The following is a 21,979-nucleotide window of genomic DNA, read 5'->3' as shown; positions in this document are numbered from 1 at the left end:
CGGCGAAAAAGCCCCGTACTACGCTTACCAACCGCGTCTGAAAACTGCCATGTTTGAAAATCATTCCACCCGCCCCGAATCCGGTCTCTACGATCCTGCCCAAGAGCACGATGCCTGCGGCGTCGGGTTCGTGGTGAATATGGACGGCAAGAAAAGCCACGACGTCTTGCGCTGGGGGCTGGAAATCCTCGTCAATCTGAGCCATCGCGGCGCCTGCGGCTGCGACCCGCTCACCGGCGACGGCTGCGGCATTCTCACGCAAATGCCGCACGAATTTCTGCACGCGGTCGCGGCCGATTTGGGCATCGCATTGCCGGCCGCGGGCGATTACGGCGCCGGGGCGGTATTCCTGCCACGCGACGAAGCGCAGCGCCAATTCTGCCAGCAGCGCCTCGAACAGATCGTCGCCGAAGAAGGTCAGCAGTTGCTCGGCTGGCGCGATGTGCCGGTCGACAACCGCGTGCTGGGTTGGCTGGCTCGCGATGTCGAACCGGTCGTACGCCAGATCTTCATCGCGCGCGGTCCTGAAACGCCGCCCGACATGCTCGAATGGAAGCTCTACGTCATTCGCAAGCGGATCGAGCGCGTCGTTCGCACGAGCCGGCTGAGCGAGCGAAAGTTTTTCTACCTTCCAAGCCTTTCGACCCGGGTGCTGATCTACAAGGGATTGATGCTGCCGGAGCAAACCGAGGGCTATTATCTCGATTTGCAAGATTCGCGATTCGTTTCGGCACTTGCCCTGGTGCATCAGCGCTACAGCACGAACACGTTTCCCACCTGGGACTTGGCCCACCCGTTCCGCTTCTTGGCGCACAATGGCGAAATCAACACCTTGCGGGGCAACGTGAATTGGATGCATGCCCGCGAGGGAATGCTGGCAAGCGAAAAATATGGGCCGGACCTGCACAAGATCATGCCCATCTGCACGCCGGGGGCGAGCGACTCGGCCATTTTCGACAATGCGTTGGAGCTACTCGTCCTCGCTGGCCGAAGCTTGCCGCAAGCGATGTCGATGCTGATTCCCGAGCCGTGGGCCGGCCATGAAAGCATGTCCGACGAATCGAAGGCCTACTACGAATATCAATCGTGTCTCCTCGAGCCGTGGGATGGTCCTGCCTCGATGGCCTTCACGGATGGCACGATGATCGGCGCCTGCCTCGATCGAAACGGCCTGCGGCCCAGCCGCTACTGGGTCACAAAGGATCGCTACGTCGTGTTGGCCTCCGAAGCGGGCGTGTTGAGCATCCCTCCGGAAAATATCGAATACAAAGGGCGGCTTCGCCCCGGACGGATGTTTCTGGTCGACACTGCTCAGCAGCGCATCATTGCCGACAAGGAGATCAAAAACGGCCTTGCCGCTCGGCATCCCTATCGCGAATGGCTGAACGAAAACATCGTCAAGCTCACCGATCTGAAGGAATCCGCCGGCGCCCATGCCGAGCATGCTTCGCATGATGGCCCATCCGGCCACGAGGAACACCCTAGTGAACATGGTGCCGCTCCGCGCAACGGCCACGCCAACGGCTACCATGATCGGCCGTTGGTCAAATTGCAGCGCACGTTCGGCTACACGTTCGAAGATTTGCGGATTCTGATCGGCCCGATGGCTACCGACGCGCAAGAGGCGATCGGCTCGATGGGCAACGACACGCCGCTGGCCGTGCTCTCCGACCGCCCGCAACTGCTCTACAACTATTTCAAGCAGCTATTCGCCCAAGTCACCAATCCTCCGCTCGACGCGATTCGCGAAGAAATCATCACGTCGCTAATCACGACGATTGGCTCCGAAGGAAATCTGCTCGACGAAACTCCGCAGCAATGCGCCCTGTTGCGCCTTGAGCAGCCGATCCTCACCGACGCCGAATTGGCGATCATCAAGCAGCTCGGAAACCAAGGGAGGGGCGAGGGGCGAGGGGCGAGTGACGGGGCCCTGCCGGGCGCCATGCCCACGGCTTTGCGTGGGTATGAAGTTGGCGCGGGGCGCGGCCGCCTGCGCAGCCACACGCTTTCGATCCTCTTTCCGCGTGCCGAAGGGGTGGAAGGAATGCGGCGCCGATTGGAGGATCTGCGCGGCGAATCGTCTCGGGCACTCGAAGAGGGAGCGACGATCCTGATTCTTTCGGATCGTGGCGTCGATGCCGACTGGGTGCCGATCCCCGCCCTGCTGGCCACCAGCGCCGTGCATCACCACTTGATCCGCCAGGAAACACGCACCCGTTGCGGTCTGGTCGTAGAGACGGGCGAGGCTCGCGAAGTGCATCATTTCGCTCTTCTCACGTCCTACGGTGCTGGAGCGATCAATCCCTATCTAGCCCTGGCGACGCTGGACCAGATGCATGCCGACGGCCTGTTGCCGCGCGACATGCCGCGAGAAAAGCTGCACAAGAACTACGTCAAAGCCGCAGCGAAGGGCATCCTGAAAGTGATTTCGAAAATGGGCATCTCGACGCTGCAAAGCTACCGCGGAGCTCAGATCTTCGAAGCGATCGGCCTAGCGAGCCGCTTTGTCGACGAGTATTTCACTCGCACCCCCAGCCGGCTCGAAGGCATCGATCTGGAAGGGGTCGCCGAAGAATCGCTCCGCCGGCACGAGCATGGCTATCCACGCGTGGCCGTGCCGCAAACGCTCGATCTCGACGTGGGGGGCCAATATCAGTGGCGTCGCAAGGGCGAAGCCCACATGCTCAGCCCCGAAGTTGTCGCTAAGCTACAGCAAGCCACGCAGATCAATAGCCGCGAGGATTTCAAAGCCTATTGCCGCATGATCGACGAGCAAAACACGCGCTTGCTCACGCTCCGCGGGCTGTTGGAATTCAAATGGGCCGAAAATCCGATCGCCATCGACGAGGTCGAGCCGGCCGTGGAAATCGTCAAGCGCTTCGCCACCGGCGCGATGTCGTATGGCTCGATCTCGAAAGAAGCGCACGAAACACTCGCCGTGGCCATGAACCGGATCGGCGGCAAGAGCAACACGGGCGAAGGGGGCGAAGACCCGGCCCGCTATGTTCCCGACGCCAATGGCGACCGGCGCAATAGCGCGGTGAAACAGGTGGCCAGCGGGCGGTTCGGCGTCACGAGTTTGTATCTCGTCAATGCCGAGGAATTGCAGATCAAGATGGCTCAAGGGGCCAAGCCCGGCGAAGGGGGCCAGTTGCCCGGCCACAAAGTCGATCGCGAAATCGCACGCATCCGCCACAGCACTCCCGGCGTCGGCTTGATCTCGCCGCCGCCGCACCACGACATCTATTCCATCGAAGATCTCGCCCAGTTGATCCACGACCTAAAGAATTCCAACACCAAGGCTCGCATCAGCGTCAAGCTCGTCGCGGAAGTCGGCGTCGGCACGGTGGCGGCCGGCGTGGCCAAGGGCAAGGCCGATGTCGTGCTCATCAGCGGACACGACGGCGGCACCGGCGCCAGCCCGCTAACGTCGATCAAACACGCCGGGCTGCCGTGGGAACTTGGGCTCGCCGAGACGCACCAAGTGCTGGTGAAAAACGATCTCCGCAGCCGCATCGTCGTGCAAACCGACGGCATGCTCCGCACCGGCAAAGACGTGGCCATCGCCGCTCTGTTGGGCGCCGAGGAATGGGGCATCGCCACCGCCGCGCTTGTGACGCTTGGCTGCATCATGATGCGCAAGTGCCACCTCAACACCTGCCCGGTCGGCATCGCCACGCAAGACCCCGTGCTGCGAAAAAAGTTTACCGGCAAGCCCGAGGCGGTCGTCAACTTCTTCTTCCTGCTGGCCGAGGAAGTGCGGCAGATCATGGCCCGGCTCGGCTTCCGCACGATCAACGAGATGGTCGGCCGCGTGGATCGGCTCGACGTTCGCCGTGCCATCGCGCATTGGAAGGCCTCGGGCCTCGATTTCTCGAAGATTCTCTACCAACCGGAGGCGCCGCCGGCGGTGAAGACCTATTGCTGCAAGTCGCAAGACCATCAATTGGAATCGTCGCTCGATGTCACGACGTTGTTGCCGTTGTGCCAGCTTGCGCTCGATGAGCAAACGCCGATCGTGGCCCATTTGCCGATTCGCAATGTGAACCGCACCGTCGGCACGATTCTTTGCAGTGAAGTGACGCGCCGCTTCGGGGCCGGCGGCTTCTCGCACGACGACACGGTCCAGCTCAATTTCATCGGCAGCGCCGGTCAAAGCCTGATGGCGTTTGGCGTGCACGGTGTGACGGTGCGGGTCGAAGGGGACGTGAACGACTATTTGGGCAAGGGCCTTTCCGGCGGACGTATCATCGTCTATCCGCCCCGGGAGTCGACGTTCAAAGCCGAGGAAAATATCATCGCCGGCAACGTGGTGCTTTACGGCGCCACCAGCGGCGAAGTGTTTATCCGCGGCATCGCCGGCGAGCGATTCTGCGTGCGCAATAGCGGAGCGTCGGCGGTGGTGGAAGGCATCGGCGACCACGGCTGCGAATACATGACCGGCGGCCAGGCGATCATTCTCGGCAACACGGGCCGCAATTTCGCGGCCGGCATGAGCGGCGGCGTGGCTTATGTGCTCGACGAGCAAGGCACTTTTCCGCCGCTGGTGAATCGCGAAATGGTTCACCTGGAAGCGCCCGACGCCGCCGAGTTGGATTCGATTCGCGAAATGATCCGCCGCCATGTGGAATACACGCTCAGCGAACGCGGACAGTATGTGTTGGACAATTGGGACCGATTGACGGACAAATTCGTGAAAGTAATGCCCATCGACTACAAGCGCGCGCTCGCCGAATTGCAGCGCGCGATGGAAGAAACCGCCCGCATGGCCGACGCCGGCTACGGCAACGGCAATGGCAGCGGCGGCGACGCAGCGAACGGCAATGCGGCCGACGGCGATCACACTTCAAAAAATCACCCGGCCGCGCTGCAAGAGGTGAGCCATGGGTGACCTGCGCGGGTTTCTGAAATACGCTCGACAGACAGGCGGCAAGGAGCCGGTGGCCGATCGGCTGAAACACTTCAACGAGTTTCTCAAGCCACTCCCGATTGAGGAATTGCACCGCCAAGGGGCGCGCTGCATGGATTGCGGCGTGCCGTTCTGCCACACCGGCTGCCCGCTGGGCAACATCATTCCGGATTGGAACGATTTGGTGTCGCGCGATCATTGGCGCGAGGCGCTCGATCGGCTGCATGCGACGAACAATTTTCCGGAATTTACCGGCCGTGTTTGCCCCGCGCCGTGCGAAGCGGCATGCGTGCTGGGGATCAACGAAGACCCGGTGGCCATCAAGCAAATCGAAATGGCGATCGCCGATCATGGCATCGCCAACGGCTGGATCGAGCCGGAGCCGCCGCTGGTTCGCACCGGCAAGCGCGTGGCCGTCGTCGGTTCCGGGCCATCAGGTTTGGCAGCCGCACAGCAGTTGAATCGCTCCGGCCATGGCGTGACGGTGTTCGAGCGGGCCAATCGGCCGGGCGGATTGTTGATGTACGGCATACCTGATTTCAAGCTGGAAAAGTCGCATGTTTGGCGGCGGATTCGCCAGATGGAGGCCGAGGGAGTGGAGTTCCGCTGCAATGCGAATGTCGGCGTGACGGTCCCGACGGCCGAATTGCGCGAGAAATACGATGCGATCCTACTCGCCGGCGGAGCCACCAAGCCGCGCGACCTGCCGATCCCCGGTCGGGATCTGCAAGGAATCCATTTCGCAATGGAATTCCTGCCGCAACAGAATGCCCGCAACCAGGGAGACGCCGTTGCGGGCCAGATTCTCGCCGGCGAAAAAGATGTGATCGTGATCGGCGGCGGCGATACCGGCAGCGACTGCACCGGCACGTCGCACCGCCAAGGGTGCCGCAGCCTGACGCAGTTCGAATTGCTTTCCCAACCGCCCGACGTGGGCAATTATCCGCGTGCCCATCAACGCCCGGTGCACACACCGTGGCCCCTCTGGCCGATGATCCTCCGCACCAGCACTTCGCATGAAGAAGGCGGCGCGCGGCATTGGAGCATTCTGACAAAAGAATTCCATGGCGACGAGCAAGGCCGCGTGAAAAATCTCGTCACCGTGCAGATCGAATGGATGAAAGACGATTCGGGCCGGATGGTGATGCGCGAGCTACCGGGTTCGGAGCAAAGCTGGCCATGCCAACTGGTGCTGTTGGCGATGGGCTTTTTGGGCCCGGAAAAAACCGGTCCGATCGCCGATTTGGGTTTGGAACTCGATCAGCGCGGCAATGTGAAAACGAACGCCGAATATATGTCGAGCGTGCCCGGGGTGTTCGCGGCCGGCGATTTGCGCCGCGGCCAATCGCTCGTCGTGTGGGCGATCCAAGAGGGCCGCGAAGCCGCCCGCGCCGTGGACAAGCATCTGATGGGCGTAACGCATCTCCCCAGCGTCAACGCCGGCGATTTTGCCTGGCGCTAACTTGGATTATTCATGCCGCCGGGAATTTGAGGCCGGCTGCGAAATCGCAGTCCGAAGCGTTAGCGAGGGTGAGTCCCAGTGGCACCCTCGCTAACGCTTCGGGCTAGTGTAGCTACTCCGGCCTCGCGAATGATTTATTTCGCCGGTAGTGCCGGCACTATGCCGGTGAACACGTAGGCTTGCAACACGACCAGCAGGCCCATCAGGCAGGCCAAGGCGAGGCTGTGCCAAAACACGAAACGCAGGATCTGCGATTCGTTCCCTGCCTGGCCGGTCGTCGAAGCGCTGACGACGATGCTTTGCGCGTCGATCATCTTTCCCATCACGCCCCCGGTGCTGTTCGAAGTGCAAATCAGCACCGGGCTCAACCCGAGCCGCTGCGCGGTAATGCGTTGCAAGTCGCCGAACAAGGCGTTCGACGATGTGTCGGAGCCGGTTAGCGCGACGCCCAGCCAGCCGAGCAACGGGGCGAAAAAAGGATACAGCGCGCCCGTGTGCGTGAATGCCAGGCCGAGCGTCGCGTCGGTGCCGCTGTAGCGCGTCGTGTAGGCAATCGCCAGCATGGCGGCGATCGTAAACAGCGGCCAAGCCAACGCCCGGAGCGTCCGGACGAACGTTCTGGCGAACCGCCACGGCGAAATTCCAAGCCAAATCGCCGTGAGAATCGCGGCGAACATGACGGCCGTGCCCGTGGCCGAGAGCCAATTGAATTTGAACAGGGCCGCCTCGGCCTTGGCCGGCGGCGCCACCACGGGCTCGCTCCGATAAATGCGATTATGAATTGCCGCCACCGGCACATTGACCGTCGTGCGGGTTTCGACCAGCATCCGAAACTGCGGCAGGCCCCACGCAAACACCAATAGCGACATCAGCAGCCACGGCACCCAGGCCCGCGCGACCTCGCCGTGGGTATAGACCCGGGGCTTGGCTGGTTGCGAATTCTTTTGCGGCGACGCTTGCCGCGGCGATCCCGCAGCTTCGTCCGGCCCGCCCGCTGCTTCGGCCACCGGGTCGGGCACGGCCTCGCGCTCGCCGGCAAAATGCCATAGTTCTTTCGGTTGCCAGAACTTCAAGAAAATCGCCATGACCACCAGCGACACCAGCCCCCCCGCGACATCGACCAGCATCGGGCCAAAATGCTGCGAGACGACGAATTGCACCGTGGCAAAACTCCCCCCTGCCACCAACACGGCGGGCCAGACTTGTCGCAATCCCCGCCAGCCCGACATCAAGAGCACCATCCACACCGGAATCAATAGCGAGAACAACGGCAACTGCCGGCCGGCCATGACGCTGAGAATGTTCGCATCGATTTTCGTGACGTCGCCCAACGTGGTGATCGGGATCCCGAGCGAACCGAATGCGACCGGGGCCGTGTTGGCCAACAGCGCCAAGCCGGCGGCATACAGCGGCGGAAAGCCGACGCCGATCATCAATGCCGATGAAATGGCCACGGGCGCTCCGAACCCCGCGCAGCCTTCCAGAAACGCGCCGAAATTGAAGGCGATCAAGAGCGCTTGAATTCGCCGGTCGGGCGAGAGCGCTGCCACCGAGGTTTTGATCGTTTCGAATTGGCCCGACTCGACCGTCAGCGTGTAGAGAAACACGGCGGCAAACACGATCCAGCCGATCGGAAACAGCCCGAAGCAAGCCCCCAGGCCGGCCGCCCAAAACGCCATGTTCGCCGGCATGCGAAACGCCAGGATCGACACGCAAAGCGCCGTCAACAGCCCCGCCGCCGCCGCCTTCGGCGCGGTCCAGCGAAACAATCCCAGCAGGCCGAGCAGCACGATGATGGGCAGCGCCGCAAGCGCGGTCGAAAGAATCTCCGAGCCGGCCGGATTGTAGTGCTGCGTCCAGTCCATCGCGCCCTGCTGCAATCGGACAAAACGAATTCCGTGGCCAAGCCGCGGAAAGAAAACGCGGCCACGAATCGACGACAAGAAGCAAACCCCGCGATGCCGCAGCCGTTCGGCACGGCGAGTCTAACTCGACTCGCCGCGGATGTCCAGAAAGTGAAATTTCGTCGAGGCAGCAAAGCCCGGCGCGGCAATTCGTTATTTCCGACGTTTGGTTTTGGGCGGTTTCGACGGCGGGAGATCCTCGATTCTGACCCCGTTCCCTTGGCGCAAGCTCTTCCGAGCCGCCTCGATTCGTTTCAGAACGCGGGGTTCATTCTCGAGCCGATAGTCGAACCACTTGTCTGCGGAGGCGAAACCCATCAAGACCCCAGCCGGGCGACCACGCCGCGTGATTACGACCTGCTCCTTCTCGGCAACACGAAGGTATTTTGCCAAGTCGTCTTTCATTTCGGAGAGAGGAACCTTCATCACGTTCACCGCGCCTTTCCAACCATTCGCTGAAGCCAGCCTTCCTCAAGGCAGCCGGCATGGCCACAAAGCAAGACTTCCTTGCTAGCGCTGCGGGCTCGGGGAACGCCGACCGCCTATGCGGGCTGTGTGCGGCGGGCGATCAGGTCGTCGAGCTCGGATCGCAGGCGGGGCAGAATTTGATCGTAGGGATACGCCCCCAAATCTTCACTGCCACGCTTGAGATTGACGTGCTTCGGGCCGCACCATAGGCCGAGATCGGCGTCGTCGGTTTCGCCGGGGCCATTCACGCGGCAGCCCATCACGGCAATCGTGATCGCATGCTGCTCGGCGTAGCGAGTCATCTCCTTCACCTGCTCGGCCAGTTCGATGAACGCCTCGTTCTCGACGCGCGAGCAACTCGGGCAACTGATGATATTCAGCGTTTTCAGCCCGAAATCGACGAAACTGCGGACCCGGCCGGCGGCGACATCGGCCAAAATCTGCCGTCCCGCGGCGATTTCCTCTCCCTTGCGAGAATTCGGCACGGTGAGCGAGACGCGAATCGTGTCGCCGATCCCACGGCTAATGAGTTGCTCGAATGCAATCCGCGTTTTGATGATGCCGTCGGGCGGCAGGCCGGCTTCCGTTACGCCGAGGTGCAGCGGCACGTCGGGCCGGGCGGCCGCGAATTGCCGATTCACTTCGATCACCTTCGCCGGATCGGAATCTTTCAGCGACACGCAATACCGCGTGAAGCCCAATCGGTCCAGCAGCTCGCAATGCTCCAGGGCGCTGGCGAGCATCGGGCCGAGCCAATCGCCGGCAGCGAATCGGCCCTTGGCGGCCGGATCGACGCTGCCGCAATTCACCCCGACGCGAATCGCACAATCGTGCTCGGCCGCGACGTCGGCCAGGTAGCGCACCTTGTCTTGCCACGGCTTTTCGCGTTCGTGGTGGTACAGATGGCCCGGATTGTAGCGCACCTTGTCGACATGCGGAGCGACCACTTCCGCCAGTCGGTAGTTTTCTTGCAAATCGACGGCAAGATTGGCTGATGTTTGATCGCGCACGGCAGCCAACGCCTCGGCATCGCGCCGACTGTCCACGGCGATGCGAACAATATCGGCGCCCGAGCGGACAAGATCGTTCACCTGGCCCACGGTGGCAGCGATATCTTGGGTCGACGTCGCCGTCATGCTTTGCACGGCCACGGGATGACCGGCCCCGATCGTGACCGAGCCAATGCGGACAGCGCGAGTTGGATTGCGAGGGAGTTGCATATGACGAAGGGCAGGTTACCGGTTGACGATCAGGCCAGTTCTATTGTCGCTAACCGCACGGCCGCGGGAAAGTTCACTTCCTCATGCCCTCGGCCTGTAGTCTTAAGCCTTTGTTCTCCGGCGGGCGGTTAGCGTCGGGTCGCCTGAGAGCGGCAGCGAGACCGGCCGCCCCGATTCGGCCGATTTGTAAATCGCCAAGATAATTTCCACCGATCTTCGCCCCTCGCGGCCATCGACCGCGGGCGTGCCGTCCGTGCGGATCGCTTTGACGACGTCGGCGAATTGGCGGGCGTGGCCGTGATGGCCGATGGCCGACGGGTCGGCGGCGCCGCCGCCGGTGCTGCGGCGCTGGTGCATCTGCTCGCGGATCGCTTCATCGCGCCGCTGGCTTTTGACGAAATCCCAACGAGTGATGTCTTCTTCTTCCAAGACGGCCGAGCCTTCGGAGCCGTTGATTTCGATCCGTTTGAGATAGCCAGGATAGGCGGCCGTGCTGGCTTCGACGACGCCGAGCGCTCCGTTGGCGAAACGCAGCGTGCCGACGGCCGTGTCTTCGACCGCGATCCGCTGGTGGGCGAGCGTGGCGGTTTGGGCCTGCACTTCCGCCACGGGGCCCATCAGCCATGTCAGCAGATCGACGCTGTGGATGGCCTGATTCATCAGCGCCCCGCCGCCGTCGAGCTCCCAAGTGCCGCGCCATGCGCCGCTGTCGTAATAGGCTTGCGTGCGAAACCATTTGACATAGGAATCGCCGAGCGCGAGTTGGCCGAAGCGGCCGGCATCGACGGCCCGTTTCAATTCGCGGCTGCCGTCGTGGAATCGCGAGGGCAACACCGTCGAGAGCTTCACTCCGCCGCGCTCGCAGGCGGCGATGATCGCATCGCAACGCTTGAGCGTGATTTCCAACGGCTTCTCGACGATCACGTGCTTGCCGGCTTTCGCGGCCGCGACGGCCGGGTCCATGTGCGCTCCGCTCGGCGTGCCGATCGTGACGATATTGATCTTCGGATCGGCCAGCATGTCTTCCAGCTTATGATAGGCCTTGCAGCCGGTTTCGGCGGCCAAACGATCGGCCGACGCCGTGAATGTGTCGAAGCACCCGACCAGCTTGGCTCCTTTCACTTCGTCGATCGCATGAGCATGAAATCGGGCGATCATTCCGCAACCGATGATGCCGAAACCGTAGGGCATGGATTCTCCTGCTTTTGGTTCAAAGATTTATCACGCGGAGACGCGGAGACGCGGAGAGAACGCGATGGCCGAAATCAGCTTAGTGGCCGTGGTGGATTTGAAACCAGAGGGCGGTCATTGTGGTTGCATTGAGCAGGAAATGGGTGGTCATTGAGGGCCAAATGCGGTGCGACCGCTGATAAAGATAGCCGAGCACGAGGCCGAAGAAAAAGAGGGGCACGGCGGCCAGGCCGTTCTGCCAGTGCATGATCGCCCACAGAAATGAACTGAGCACGATCGGCCACCAGGCCGGCCCCTCGCCGGGCAAGCCGAGCCGCAACATGCGCCGCAGCGACTCAATCTTTTCGAACCAGCCTTGCAACAAGACGCGGAACAAAAACTCTTCGAACAGCGGCGCCACGACGAGCGCTGCCACGGCCGTGGCGACGAACATCCGAACGTCGGGCTGCGATTCAAGCGATTTGAGCACTTGGTGCGTGTATTTGACATAGCGGGTCAACAGTTCATTCAAACCGTAAATCGGCACGGCGCTCGCCAATAGCGCCACCGCTCCGACGCCGATGTCGCGACCGAGCCGCCGAATCCCGAAACCCAGATCCGAAAGAGTCGCGTTCGCCACTAGCCGCATCAGATAAATGGCGATGGCTACGCCGGCGAGCTCGGCCAAAGAGCCGATGTAGTATCCGTTCACCGAAACGGTGTTGCTTTCTTGTCCCGCCTGCGCGGGCGGGGCGCCCTGAACATGAGCCGTGAGTTGCGCGCCGGCGTAGCCGATCACGAAAATGAACAGCACCGTGAGCACCAGATCATTCGCCCCCCAGGGAACCGGTCGGCGCGGCTCGTAGGGCAACAGCGGCGGCCGGCGCCACGCTTTGATTGCCACAAAAAGAGCCGTCAGAAGGCCAAGGCTCACGACCGCGCCGATCAACAGTTTTATCGCCAGCGGCAGCGGCGCGTCGGCAGGGGGCATCGGTCGATCACGGATTTATTGGCAAAGCTGTTTCTATTGCCGCAGCAACTTGATCGCGGCGAACACATATACGATCCCGGAGATCACCGTCAGCACCACCGCCGACCAGACGGCGATCAACAGCGTCGGCGGAACCCACGCCGGCGGCGCTACCGGCGGACTGGCGCGCAGATACGAAAGAGCAAACAAGCTCACCGCGCAGGCCACGCATTGCAACACCATCTTCAGCTTGCCCGACATCTTGGCGCTGAAATCCGATCCGTGCTGCTCGAGAAAACTTCGCAGCACAGTCACGAGCAGTTCTCGCCCGACGACAATCACCGCCATTGCCGAAGTGATTTTCGAATCGGCGGACAGCGCGGCAAGAAAAATGAACGTGCCGCAAATGATGATCTTATCGGCGAACGGATCGAGAATCCGGCCAAGCGTGGTCACTTGGTTGTACCGCCGGGCATAAAAACCGTCGACCCAGTCGGTGCCCGCGGCAACGATAAACACGTACATCGCGGGAAGATAATAGTCGAACCCGATCAGGCAGAACAGCACCACGCCCAGCAACAGCCGGATCGTGGTGAGCTGGTTGGGCACATTGAATGCCTTGCGAAAATCGATGAGCGGCGGCCGGGCCTTTTCAGTGCTGGTGGACATGGGAGGCTACAGGCTACAGGGCTTGCGGCACGGTGTTTTGCTCCGGGCTCGGGCCACCGGGCGTCTTCAGCCTGTAGCCTCAAGCCTGTAGCCTTGTTCAACTCGGTTCGCCCACCGGGGCGGCGATCAAATCGTATTCGCTCGTGGCAACGATCTCACAGGGAACAATCTGCCCGGCCTGCAATCCCTCGCCCGTCACATACACCACGCCGTCGATGTCTGGGGCTTCGGCATAGGTGCGGCCGACCCACACGTTGGGCTCATTCGGCACCGGCGCATCGAGCAACACCTCGCGCTGTTGCCCGAGTTGCTCTTCGTTCCAGGCAAAGGCTACCTCTTGCTGGGCCGCCATTACTGCCTCACGCCGAGCTTCCTTCACGTCGTCGGGCAAATGGCCGTCGAGCCGGGCCGACGGCGTGCCAGCCTCGAAGGAATAGGTGAACACACCCAACCGCTGGAACCGCCGCTCGGCGATCAAACCCACGAGATCGTTGAATTGCTCGTCCGTTTCGCCGGGAAAGCCGGTGATTAGCGTCGTCCGCAACACCAAGCCGTCGATCCGCGCCTGCAGCCGATCCAAAAGTTGCATCGTCTGCGTGCGATTCACGCGCCGCTGCATGCGGCGGAGCATCGTGTCGTTGATGTGCTGTAGCGGAATATCCAGATACGGCAAAATCTTGTTATCGTCGGCAAGCACGTCCATCAATTCGTCGGTAAAGTGCTCCGGATAGAGATAGAGCAAGCGAATCCACTCCAGCCCCTCGATCTGGGTCAATTCGCTCAGCAATTCGGCGAGCCGTGGCCGGCCGTAGAGATCGATGCCGTAGTAGGTCGTATCTTGGGCGACGATATTCAATTCCCGAACGCCATCGGCCGCGAGCTCCTTGGCCTCGGCGATCACTTCTTCCATCGGCTTCGTATGGTGCTTGCCGCGCATCTTCGGGATTGCGCAGAACGTGCAGAGCCGATTGCATCCCTCGGAGATTTTCAGATACGCGAAATGCGGCGGCGTGATCCGCAGCCGCGAACGGTCGGAAAGAGGCCGCGTCGGAGCCGGTTGGAAAACCGTCCGTTGTTCGTCGAGATTGCCGAACAGCCGGTCGGCCATCTTCGTGACGTGTTCCCGCCCGAACACGCCGACCAATCGATCGACGCCCGGACAAGCATCCAGCAGCGCCTCTTTCTCGCGCTCGGCCAGGCATCCGGAAACGATCACCCCGCGCGTTTGTCCCTGCCGCTTCAATGCGAGCATTTCGCGGATAACCCCGTACGATTCCTGCCGAGCTCGCTCGATAAAGCCGCACGTATTGACGACGACAAAATCGGTGCCGACCGGATCATGCACGAGCCGATAGCCGTCGAGCTGCAATAGCCCAAGCATCCGTTCGCTGTCGACGAGATTTTTGGGGCACCCGAGGCTGACGAAGGCGTAGGTCCCCTTTTGACCGGGAGCAGCAGGGGCGCCTTTGGCGACCGGCAAAACGGGCGAATCGATGATCGGCAAACTGGTCATGCGGGGAAATGCTTAAGAATGGAACGACAAATGAGCAAGTACGCGTTGTTAGTGGGCGGTTTCCGACGTTGCGATGATCGGTTCCAAGGCTTCCATCAATAGCAGCGAAAGGTCATGCCAGCGCTCTTGCTGCTCGTCGCCGGTGGCGGTGTAGACGCGAACCGTCGCTCGGCCCGCGAGAATCATTTCCGGATGCCGAATATCGTAAGTTTGGCCGCTCGCCATCGTAATCCGAAATGGCCGAAACGGCTCGGCCGAAACATACTCGCCCACTTTTCGAAAGGACATCATTGTCTATCACCTAAGACTGAATACACCGACGGCGGGCGACCGTTTCTCACCTTCCTTCATCATACCCCGTGAGCTCTTGGCTGACGAGGCGGCGTCGACAAGCTGGCAACCACTAGTTCGAGCAAATACGGCTTAGGGTCACGGTTTTGGCGGCACCAGTTGCACGGTTTCGCGGATGAATTCGGCCGGCACGACGATCGCCAAGCCGAGCCGCTGCCGGGCTTTGATCGTGCCGTAGTGCATCTTTACTTCCTCGTCGAAGAATTCTTGCGCGATGACGATGCCCAGAATCAGCCGCACGGCGCCCGGCTGCGCCTTTCCCCCATACGAGCGATTCGTTTCGTCGAAAAACACCGGGCTGCCGCTGTCGCCTTCGAAGGTGTTCAGATCGGCGAAATAGGATTTCACCGTCTTTGCCGGCAGCAAGGGAAATGTCGCAATAACGCCGCTCCGCAATAGCGGGAATCCGGCGGCGTTTGCCTCGACCTGGTGCGGATAACCGCAGCCAAAAATCCGGTCGCCGGGATGCAATTCGAATTTTTTATAGGTCGAGTCGTCGGCCAAAAGGTCTAGCGAAAGCCGCGGAATCTCGGCCTCCTTGGGGGGCGAAAGACGGATCGCCGCCACGTCGGCCGACGGATGCTTGAACCAAAGCGGTTTGCCGCGGGCGCGGATCGGCAGTTTCATCGGCAATTTTTGATAATCGCCCTCCCCTTTCTTGCTGCGCAATTGCAGGGTAACGTCGTTTCCCTCGGTCAGCTCGAAAACGTGCGCCGCGGTGACCAATACCGATTCGAATTGCTCAGGCTTCCCCCTTTCTCCCTTGAGCGGCCGACTGAGGACGAACGCGGTGGCTGTCGATTTTGGATCGATGATCTTGAACGTGGCAGACATCACTTGCGTGCTGAAATCTCCAGCCGCGAGCGGCTTCGCAAAGACGATCAGTGCAACCACAACCAGGGCCCAGCGCAATCGGGACTGGCAATATCTTAGAATTCGGCACCGCATTTTGGGGGCGACTCCATGGGGCTCGCTGCGAATTGCACGTCGACCGGCGCGGTGGATTTGTGAATGGCCGTCCGTGCGGTCGGGAGCCCTATCCTAGACACAATCGCAGCCGCGTGCCAAACCCCTGGGGCGTCTAAGATCGGAGTCGGGAAAACCGAGTGAATTCGGCACCACGTCCCGCCCAACCGGAAAAGCGGATTTCGCACATCCGGCTTTCCCGGTGATGGTGTTACCTCATCGGGGCTCGCCCGCGTCGCGGCAACGCAGTTGCGTTCGGTGACAAATCTCAAACCCACGCCTTGACGAGGACTTTCGCCGTGCTGGTTCGATCCACTTACAAGCGCATCCAGCCGAGACTTTGTCGCTGCGGAAATGCCCACCCTTTGCGCAGTTCTTGCGCTCGGCTATCATCCGGTGTTCCAAATCGGCCGGTATTTTTTTGTCACGCCTTCACAATCGAGTTCAGGAGTTCGTCTCGCCATGTCTGAAGAAAAAGTTCAAGTCCATTGGCACGATCACAGCGTCAGCCGCGAAGAGCGCGAGCAATCTCATAAGCACAAGGGATGCGTGATCTGGTTCACAGGTCTGAGCGCTTGCGGCAAGAGCACCATCGCCAACCTTGTCGACCATAAGCTGCACCAGCGCGGCGTGGAGAGTTTTGTGCTCGACGGCGACAATGTGCGGATGGGCCTCAACGCGTCGCCCGCCCTGCTGAAGGAGCGGCACGGCGAGGAATTTGCCAAGCGGTTCGGGCTTGGTTTTTCCGCTCAAGACCGCGAGGAAAACATTCGCCGCATCGGGGCCGTCGCCGAGTTGTTCTGTGCTTCGGGCACCGTCGCTCTGACGGCGTTTATCAGCCCCTATCGTCGCGATCGCGATGCGGTGCGGGCGCGGCTCAAGCCGGGCGATTTCATCGAAGTGTTTGTCGATGCGCCGCTGGAAGTGTGCGAGAAACGCGATCCAAAGGGGCTCTACAAAAAGGCCCGGGCCGGCGAGTTGAAGGGCTTTACCGGTATCGACGATCCCTACGAGGCGCCGGCAAACGCGGAACTCGTCCTCGACGGGGGCACCAAATCGGCCGACGCGCTGGCCGATGAAGTGATCGCGTATCTGGAAAAAGCGGGAAAGATCGGCTGATATCGGCCGGAAATCACCGCGGTTGCCGACGCGCGAAACCATAAGCGAGCCGGATGCTCAAGCGCCGGTTCGATGCGCGCTTGCGGTTTCGCGAGTGCCTTCTTGTGGGCGTGGCCCGCTCAAAATAAAGCATAAACAATGGTTGATTTGTCGCTCGGAAGTGGTATAACGAATCCCTAGCAAACCAGCCGGATGGCCGGTTGCCCGCCTTCCGCCGCACCAAACAGGAAGTTTGCCCGCTGGTGTGACGAAGTCGTTCCGCGATTCCCACCTTTATCCGCGGAGGATTCGAGCCATGCTGACTCTCTTTGGCAAGCGGCAGAGCTACTGCGACGGCCTGACACGACGCAACTTTCTCAAGATCGGCGCCATGGGCTTCGGCGGACTGACGTTGCCCGGCTTGCTCCGTGGCGAGGCAGCGGCGGCCCAAGGCAACCTGCAAGCGCCGGCCTCACAGAAATCGATTATCAACGTTTATCTTTCGGGCGGCCCCTCGCACATCGACACCTTCGATCTCAAGCCAAGCGCTCCGCCGGAAATCCGCGGCGAATTCCATCCGATCGCCACCACCGTCCCCGGCATGGAAATCTGCCACCTCATGCCGAAGCTGGCGGGGTTGGGCAAGAAGATTGCCATCGTCCGCTCGCTGACCGACATCCGCGACGAACATGCCCCGAATCAAACGGAAAGCGGCTGGTCGCAAAGCGAATTGAAGAGCCTCGGTGGCCATCCGAGCTTGGGCTGCGTCGTTTCCAAGCTCCGCGGCCCGACGACCGAAAAGTCGGTGCCGACATTTGTCGATCTGTCGGGCCATTCGGTCACCGGATTTCTCGGACCCGTCTATTCCGGATTCCGGCCAAACAGCGAAGGGCGGGGCGATTTGCAGTTGCAGCAAATCGGTTTGGATCGATTCCACAGCCGCACCGAATTGCTTGGCCGGCTCGACCGCATCCGCCGCGACGTCGATAGCACGCACGCCATGGATGCGATGGATGCCTTCAATCAACGGGCGGTCGGCCTGATCACGTCGAACAAAATGGCGGATGCCCTCAACTGGGAAAAGGCCGATACAAAAGTCCGCGAGCGCTATGGAATCAACACCGATCAAAGCTTGAGCACGTTCCTCGTGGCCAAGCGGCTGATCGAAACCGGCGTCCGAATCATCAGCATGAGTTGGGGCGGTTGGGATACACACGCGCAGAATTTCACGTCGCTCCGCCGGCAATTGCCTCCGCTCGATACAGCCCTTAGCGCGATGATCGAGGACCTCGATGCCTCGGGGTTGCTCGGCAGCACGATGATCGTCATGTGGGGCGAATTCGGCCGCACTCCACGGATCAACCCCGGCGCCGGCCGTGACCACTGGGCTCGGGCCGCAAGTGCATTGGTCGCCGGCGGCGGAATGCGGATGGGACAGGTGATCGGCTCGACGAATCGCTACGGCGAAACCGCCCAGGATCGGCCCGTCCACTTGCAGGAAATGTTCGCCACGTTCTATCATCTCCTCGGCATCGATCCGCAAACCACGACTATCCGCGACCCGAACGGGAGGCCACAATACTTGGTCACCCATCCCGACCCGATTGCCGAATTGATCGGTTGACCTGGATTGCCGCCGAAACGGGGCGACGATAGGAGTTGATTATGGGTGCCATGTCCACGGCCTTGCGTGGACATGTGTTTATTTGCCAAAACCACCCACGCAGAGCCGTGGGAATGGCCCACCGATATCGTCACTCTCAAGTCGTCGGCTGTTTCCAGCTTGGAAACAGTTTGTGCATCGCCGACGGCAGTCGCGATGTGAAACTGATTCGCTCGCCGCTCGTCGGGTGTGGAAGCGTCAATTTTTGGGCGTGCAACGCCAGCCGCCGGCACGGATCGAGCTTTGCCCCGTAGCGCCGATCGCCGGCAACGATGCAGCTCAGGCCGGCGAGATGAACGCGGATTTGATGCTTGCGACCGGTTTCGAGCCGCACCTCCACGAGCGAAAACTCGCCCCGCGATTGCAACACGCGATAATGCGTGACCGCCAATCGTCCGTCGGGCGTTTCCCGATCGTTGCTAAAAACCTGTAGCGACGTCGTTTCAGTGAGGTAGCTCGTGATCGTGCCCCGCTCGGATTCCGGCCGGCCGACGACGATTGCCAGATAAATCTTTTCAACCTCGGGCCAGGCGGCATGCAAATACTGTTGCGCCGCCGGCGTTTTGGCGAACACCACCAGGCCCGAAGTGTCTCGATCGAGCCGATGCGCCACCAGCGCTTGATCCGAAGTTGGGGCGCGGGCGGTGCGGGTAACGTCTCGCAAGTACTCGTTCAGCCGAACGAACAGCGTGTCGGTCTTCTCGTTGTCGGTGGCAACGGTCAACAGACCGGCGGGTTTTTCGACGACAATCATAGCGTCGTCTTCAAAGACCGGTTTGATTCGGGCATGCCTCAATCGGTCGGCGGCGGCGGCGGTTCGCGCATCGCTGACCGCAATTTCATCGCCGACCGCGAGCGATTGATCGAACTGCCGCACCGTCCGGCCATTCACGGCGACGGCCCCGTGCTTCAACAGCGTTTTGGCGGTTTTGCGCTGCAATCCGAGCGAGCCGATCAGATATGCCAATAGCGGCTCGGGAGCTACGACCGTGGATCGCTGGAGCATGGCCAATCGATTATTTCCGCCCAACGATGTTTTCCTTCGCCGTTTGATCGGCCGGCGGTTTCGGCAAGCTATCTTGCAGATCGTGCATGCTGGGGAGCGAATCGTGCGGAGGGGTTTTTGGCGCGCGAAGGACCGACGAAATTTCGTGCTGAAACACCTCGCGGAGCACGTCTTCGGTTAGGCCGGCCGGCGAATCGTGATAATGAATCATTTGATTGAGACAAGCCACGCGGCTGCAACTCGCGGCAATGGCGCGAATATCGTGGCTGACGATCACCAGAGTCAGCTTCGAATCGGTGCTCGAACTACCGCCATCGCCGGTCGCCGCACGCGGCCCCTTCGCCGCCGGATTCAAGCCATTGTGCAGCCGGCGGCTCAACTCGGCAAACTGCTGTTGCCCCGCCTCGTCGACGCCGACGAGCGGTTCGTCGAGGATCAGGATTTTTGGCTTGGCGGCCAGTGCCCTGGCAATGAAGCACCGCTGTTGCTGGCCCCCGGATAAATCGCCGATCGGGCGATCGGCCAGCGGCGCGATCCCGAGTTGCTCCATCAGCAATTCGACATGTTGCCGATCAGCGCGCGAATACCACTGCAGCGGACCGGTTTTGCCGATCAACCCCATGCGCACCACTTGCCTGACGGTGAGCGGAAATCGCCATTCGGCATCGTGGCGCTGCGGTACGTAGCCGATCAGCCCGCCCCGGCGGCAAGCCTCTCGCGGCGTCATTCCCAGCACTCGGACGGTGCCGCGAAATCCTTCGAGCAAGCCAAGAATGATTTTCAATAGCGTCGTTTTTCCGGCGCCATTTGGGCCGATGATTCCCAGGCTGCAGCCCTGCTCGACATGCAGAGTCACATCGCGAAGCGCCAGCGAGCGATCCGCTGACCCGCGGGTCGAAGGATAGCTGAAGCTCACACCGTCCAGGCAAACCGCGTCGGACCCGGCCCGATGCTCGGCCAGGCTGCCATGCGGGCACGGTTCCGGGCCAATGGGGCGGTCGTGATGAAGATTCGTAGCCAACGGCGTTCCTATTCGTTCGATCGCCGCCATTCCGTGCATTCTTCTTTTCCCCCGCGTCTGCGCACCTCCGCGTGCTGCATTTCATCCGTCACGGCTGCGAATGCGGAAATGCCGGATTGGAATCGCCGGACCCCGACGGTTCAATGCGCGGCGCGACAATCGGCGGAAACCGCAAGTCGGGGTCCGAGAGTAGATCGGGCCGGCCGCTCTTCTTCTGTTTTTTTTCGCCGGACGGAATGTGGAGCGGCACATCGAAATCAGGATCCGTGCTCCGTGTTCGCCTCGCGGTGTCGGGAAGAACCGGCACAGGGAGCTCGGGACCGGGTGTGTCAAGCCCTTGCCCCCTGACGAGCGTTTTCAGATTGGATTCCATCATTTCCTGGTAGGTGCGGTAGCCGTCGATTTTCGGGCCGCCCAGCGGATCGAGCGTCAGCAATTCAACGCCCGTTTCGCGCCGAATCCCGGCCACTTCCTGCGCGGAAAACTCGGGCTCGGAATAAATCACCATCAAGCCATATTTCTTGATGGCTTTGATCGCCCCGAGGTAGGCGTCGGGCGGCACCCCACCGTGCGGATCGGCCTCGATGTCCGTGAGCCGGGCCACGATGAGCAAGCCATAGCGATTGGCGATCAAGTCGAACGCATTGTGAAACGTGACAAGCTCGCGCCGTCGCACCATGGATAGCTCGTGGCGGTAATTTTGGTCAATTCGCTGCACGTCGTCCAGAAGCCGGGACGCCGCTTTTTCGATTTCGGCCCGATGCTCCGGATAGCGCTCGCACAGCGGATGTGCAATCGCCTGGACAAACCGAGCGACGAGCACCGGATCGAGCCACAAATGATTGTTCGGCGCGGCCGAAGCGGCTGCATCCGGCACCGGCGGAGGCGGCGGCCCAAGGCGCGTGGCACTGTCGGGCCGGGTGTCGGCAGCGGCGAGATTTTCCGACGCCGCGGCAGGACCTGACGCGGGCGGAATCGCGTTCGCCGGAGCCGCCGGCGCAACCGACGGCTTACTTGCGACCGGCATTTGTTTCGCAGAATTATCGGCTTTGAAATCTTTGAGCAAATCGCCCATTCGCAAAACGGCGAGCTGCTTCGCGCCGGCGGTCGTCCCGGGCTTCAACTCTGCCCAAGTATCCAGGCCATTTCCCACCAGCACGAGCAGGTCGGCGCGGCTGAGCTGACGCACCTGATCGGCCGTCATTTCGAAATCGTGTTCCTCGGCCCCCTCGGGCAAGAGTGTCACCACCTCGGCCCAATCGTCGGTCAGTTGCTGGACCAGACTGGCGACAGGAAAGATGCTCACCGCGATCACCGGCTTCGGTGGCCCCGTCTCCGCCGCCTTCTCTTGCCCGCAACCGACAAGCGCAAGGCCAGCGACAACCAGCGGCAGAGCCCAAACGGTTCGGAAGGAAAAGCTCATGCAGCGCCTATCGATGGCAAAAGACAAGGACGGTCTATTCGATTCTAAACCGGCAGCAGAACGACTGTCTAGCGAAAGCGCGGATCCAAGACCGACAAACCTAGTCAGCGCATTTGGCGGCGGCCCCCGCGAATGTCGAATTAATCGCCGTAATTTTGGCGAAGGG

General features: G+C 61.3%; 16 protein-coding genes. 5 read left to right on the top strand and 11 right to left on the bottom strand.

The window, feature by feature from the left end:
* The first annotated feature begins 49 nt into the window (after nt 1–49).
* A complete protein-coding gene (gltB, locus tag VHX65_07410) occupies nt 50–4,891 on the top strand; it encodes a glutamate synthase large subunit (GenBank protein ID HEX3998359.1) in 4,842 nt (1,613 codons plus the stop codon).
* The gene (locus tag VHX65_07405) at nt 4,884–6,371 is read left to right on the top strand and encodes a glutamate synthase subunit beta (GenBank protein HEX3998358.1); all 1,488 of its coding nucleotides are present in this window, start codon (nt 4,884–4,886) and stop codon (nt 6,369–6,371) included. The genes gltB and VHX65_07405 overlap by 8 nt, the downstream gene beginning before the upstream one ends.
* Nucleotides 6,372–6,505: 134 nt before the next feature.
* Here VHX65_07405 and VHX65_07400 read toward each other — a convergent pair whose 3' ends face one another.
* A complete protein-coding gene (locus VHX65_07400; protein HEX3998357.1) occupies nt 6,506–8,236 on the bottom strand; it encodes a lactate permease LctP family transporter in 1,731 nt (576 codons plus the stop codon).
* Nucleotides 8,237–8,329: 93 nt separating this feature from the next.
* Between VHX65_07400 and VHX65_07395 the strand changes: the two genes are divergently transcribed.
* Nucleotides 8,330–8,734 (top strand): hypothetical protein, encoded by a 405-nt coding sequence (locus tag VHX65_07395; GenBank protein HEX3998356.1) that lies wholly within the window; start codon nt 8,330–8,332, stop codon nt 8,732–8,734.
* An 83-nt stretch (nt 8,735–8,817) separates the two neighbouring features.
* Here the strand turns inward: VHX65_07395 and ispG are convergent, their stop codons facing one another.
* The 7 genes from ispG to VHX65_07360 form a co-directional block, all read right to left on the bottom strand.
* Nucleotides 8,818–9,963 (bottom strand): (E)-4-hydroxy-3-methylbut-2-enyl-diphosphate synthase, encoded by a 1,146-nt coding sequence (ispG, locus tag VHX65_07390; protein HEX3998355.1) that lies wholly within the window; start codon nt 9,961–9,963, stop codon nt 8,818–8,820.
* A gap of 102 nt (nt 9,964–10,065) precedes the next feature.
* Nucleotides 10,066–11,154, bottom strand: coding sequence for a Gfo/Idh/MocA family oxidoreductase (locus VHX65_07385; GenBank protein HEX3998354.1), 1,089 nt, complete (start codon nt 11,152–11,154; stop codon nt 10,066–10,068).
* A gap of 79 nt (nt 11,155–11,233) precedes the next feature.
* Entirely contained in the window at nt 11,234–12,124 is an 891-nt protein-coding gene (locus tag VHX65_07380) for a CPBP family intramembrane glutamic endopeptidase (GenBank protein HEX3998353.1), read from the bottom strand.
* Between the two features lie 33 nt (nt 12,125–12,157).
* Nucleotides 12,158–12,772, bottom strand: coding sequence for a CDP-diacylglycerol--glycerol-3-phosphate 3-phosphatidyltransferase (gene pgsA / locus VHX65_07375; GenBank protein HEX3998352.1), 615 nt, complete (start codon nt 12,770–12,772; stop codon nt 12,158–12,160).
* 97 nt (nt 12,773–12,869) lie between these two features.
* Nucleotides 12,870–14,285 carry a 30S ribosomal protein S12 methylthiotransferase RimO gene (rimO, locus tag VHX65_07370; GenBank protein HEX3998351.1) on the bottom strand — a complete coding sequence of 472 codons (1,416 nt, stop codon included), beginning with the start codon at nt 14,283–14,285 and terminating at the stop codon, nt 12,870–12,872.
* Between the two features lie 48 nt (nt 14,286–14,333).
* A complete protein-coding gene (locus VHX65_07365; protein HEX3998350.1) occupies nt 14,334–14,573 on the bottom strand; it encodes a hypothetical protein in 240 nt (79 codons plus the stop codon).
* 141 nt (nt 14,574–14,714) lie between these two features.
* On the bottom strand, nt 14,715–15,584 hold the full coding sequence (locus VHX65_07360; GenBank protein HEX3998349.1) for a hypothetical protein: 870 nt from the start codon (nt 15,582–15,584) through the stop codon (nt 14,715–14,717).
* Between the two features lie 480 nt (nt 15,585–16,064).
* Between VHX65_07360 and cysC the strand changes: the two genes are divergently transcribed.
* Together cysC and VHX65_07350 are read left to right on the top strand one after the other, a co-directional pair.
* Nucleotides 16,065–16,721: an adenylyl-sulfate kinase gene (gene cysC / locus VHX65_07355; protein ID HEX3998348.1), complete on the top strand. Its 657-nt coding sequence runs from the start codon at nt 16,065–16,067 to the stop codon at nt 16,719–16,721.
* Nucleotides 16,722–17,016: 295 nt separating this feature from the next.
* On the top strand, nt 17,017–18,324 hold the full coding sequence (locus VHX65_07350; GenBank protein HEX3998347.1) for a DUF1501 domain-containing protein: 1,308 nt from the start codon (nt 17,017–17,019) through the stop codon (nt 18,322–18,324).
* A 136-nt stretch (nt 18,325–18,460) separates the two neighbouring features.
* On the opposite strand, the gene VHX65_07345 is transcribed toward VHX65_07350, so the two are convergent.
* The 3 genes from VHX65_07345 to VHX65_07335 all read right to left on the bottom strand — a co-directional run bounded on the left by VHX65_07345 (nt 18,461) and on the right by VHX65_07335 (nt 21,813).
* Complete coding sequence (locus VHX65_07345) at nt 18,461–19,369, bottom strand: RluA family pseudouridine synthase (protein HEX3998346.1); 909 nt, start codon at nt 19,367–19,369, stop codon at nt 18,461–18,463.
* Between the two features lie 10 nt (nt 19,370–19,379).
* On the bottom strand, nt 19,380–20,390 hold the full coding sequence (locus tag VHX65_07340) for an ABC transporter ATP-binding protein (protein HEX3998345.1): 1,011 nt from the start codon (nt 20,388–20,390) through the stop codon (nt 19,380–19,382).
* Nucleotides 20,391–20,478: 88 nt separating this feature from the next.
* Nucleotides 20,479–21,813, bottom strand: a complete 1,335-nt coding sequence (locus VHX65_07335; GenBank protein ID HEX3998344.1) for a metal ABC transporter substrate-binding protein — start codon at nt 21,811–21,813, stop codon at nt 20,479–20,481.
* Nucleotides 21,814–21,979 lie beyond the last annotated feature (166 nt).

It is taken from the genome of Pirellulales bacterium (assembly GCA_036267355.1).
In the GTDB taxonomy this organism is placed as follows: Bacteria; Planctomycetota; Planctomycetia; order Pirellulales; family DATAWG01; genus DATAWG01.
This window is presented reverse-complemented; position numbering and strand designations above follow the sequence as displayed.

Coding starts and splice junctions, on each gene's coding strand:
- VHX65_07385 (HEX3998354.1), bottom strand. CDS start 11,154: ATGCCCTACGGTTTCGGCATCATCGGTTGCGGAATGATCGCCCGATTT.
- VHX65_07395 (HEX3998356.1), top strand. CDS start 8,330: ATGCCGCAGCCGTTCGGCACGGCGAGTCTAACTCGACTCGCCGCGGAT.
- gltB (HEX3998359.1), top strand. CDS start 50: ATGTTTGAAAATCATTCCACCCGCCCCGAATCCGGTCTCTACGATCCT.
- VHX65_07335 (HEX3998344.1), bottom strand. CDS start 21,813: ATGAGCTTTTCCTTCCGAACCGTTTGGGCTCTGCCGCTGGTTGTCGCT.
- VHX65_07360 (HEX3998349.1), bottom strand. CDS start 15,584: ATGCGGTGCCGAATTCTAAGATATTGCCAGTCCCGATTGCGCTGGGCC.
- VHX65_07380 (HEX3998353.1), bottom strand. CDS start 12,124: ATGCCCCCTGCCGACGCGCCGCTGCCGCTGGCGATAAAACTGTTGATC.
- VHX65_07350 (HEX3998347.1), top strand. CDS start 17,017: ATGCTGACTCTCTTTGGCAAGCGGCAGAGCTACTGCGACGGCCTGACA.
- cysC (HEX3998348.1), top strand. CDS start 16,065: ATGTCTGAAGAAAAAGTTCAAGTCCATTGGCACGATCACAGCGTCAGC.
- VHX65_07365 (HEX3998350.1), bottom strand. CDS start 14,573: ATGTCCTTTCGAAAAGTGGGCGAGTATGTTTCGGCCGAGCCGTTTCGG.
- rimO (HEX3998351.1), bottom strand. CDS start 14,285: ATGACCAGTTTGCCGATCATCGATTCGCCCGTTTTGCCGGTCGCCAAA.
- VHX65_07345 (HEX3998346.1), bottom strand. CDS start 19,369: ATGCTCCAGCGATCCACGGTCGTAGCTCCCGAGCCGCTATTGGCATAT.
- VHX65_07400 (HEX3998357.1), bottom strand. CDS start 8,236: ATGGACTGGACGCAGCACTACAATCCGGCCGGCTCGGAGATTCTTTCG.
- ispG (HEX3998355.1), bottom strand. CDS start 9,963: ATGCAACTCCCTCGCAATCCAACTCGCGCTGTCCGCATTGGCTCGGTC.
- VHX65_07405 (HEX3998358.1), top strand. CDS start 4,884: ATGGGTGACCTGCGCGGGTTTCTGAAATACGCTCGACAGACAGGCGGC.
- pgsA (HEX3998352.1), bottom strand. CDS start 12,772: ATGTCCACCAGCACTGAAAAGGCCCGGCCGCCGCTCATCGATTTTCGC.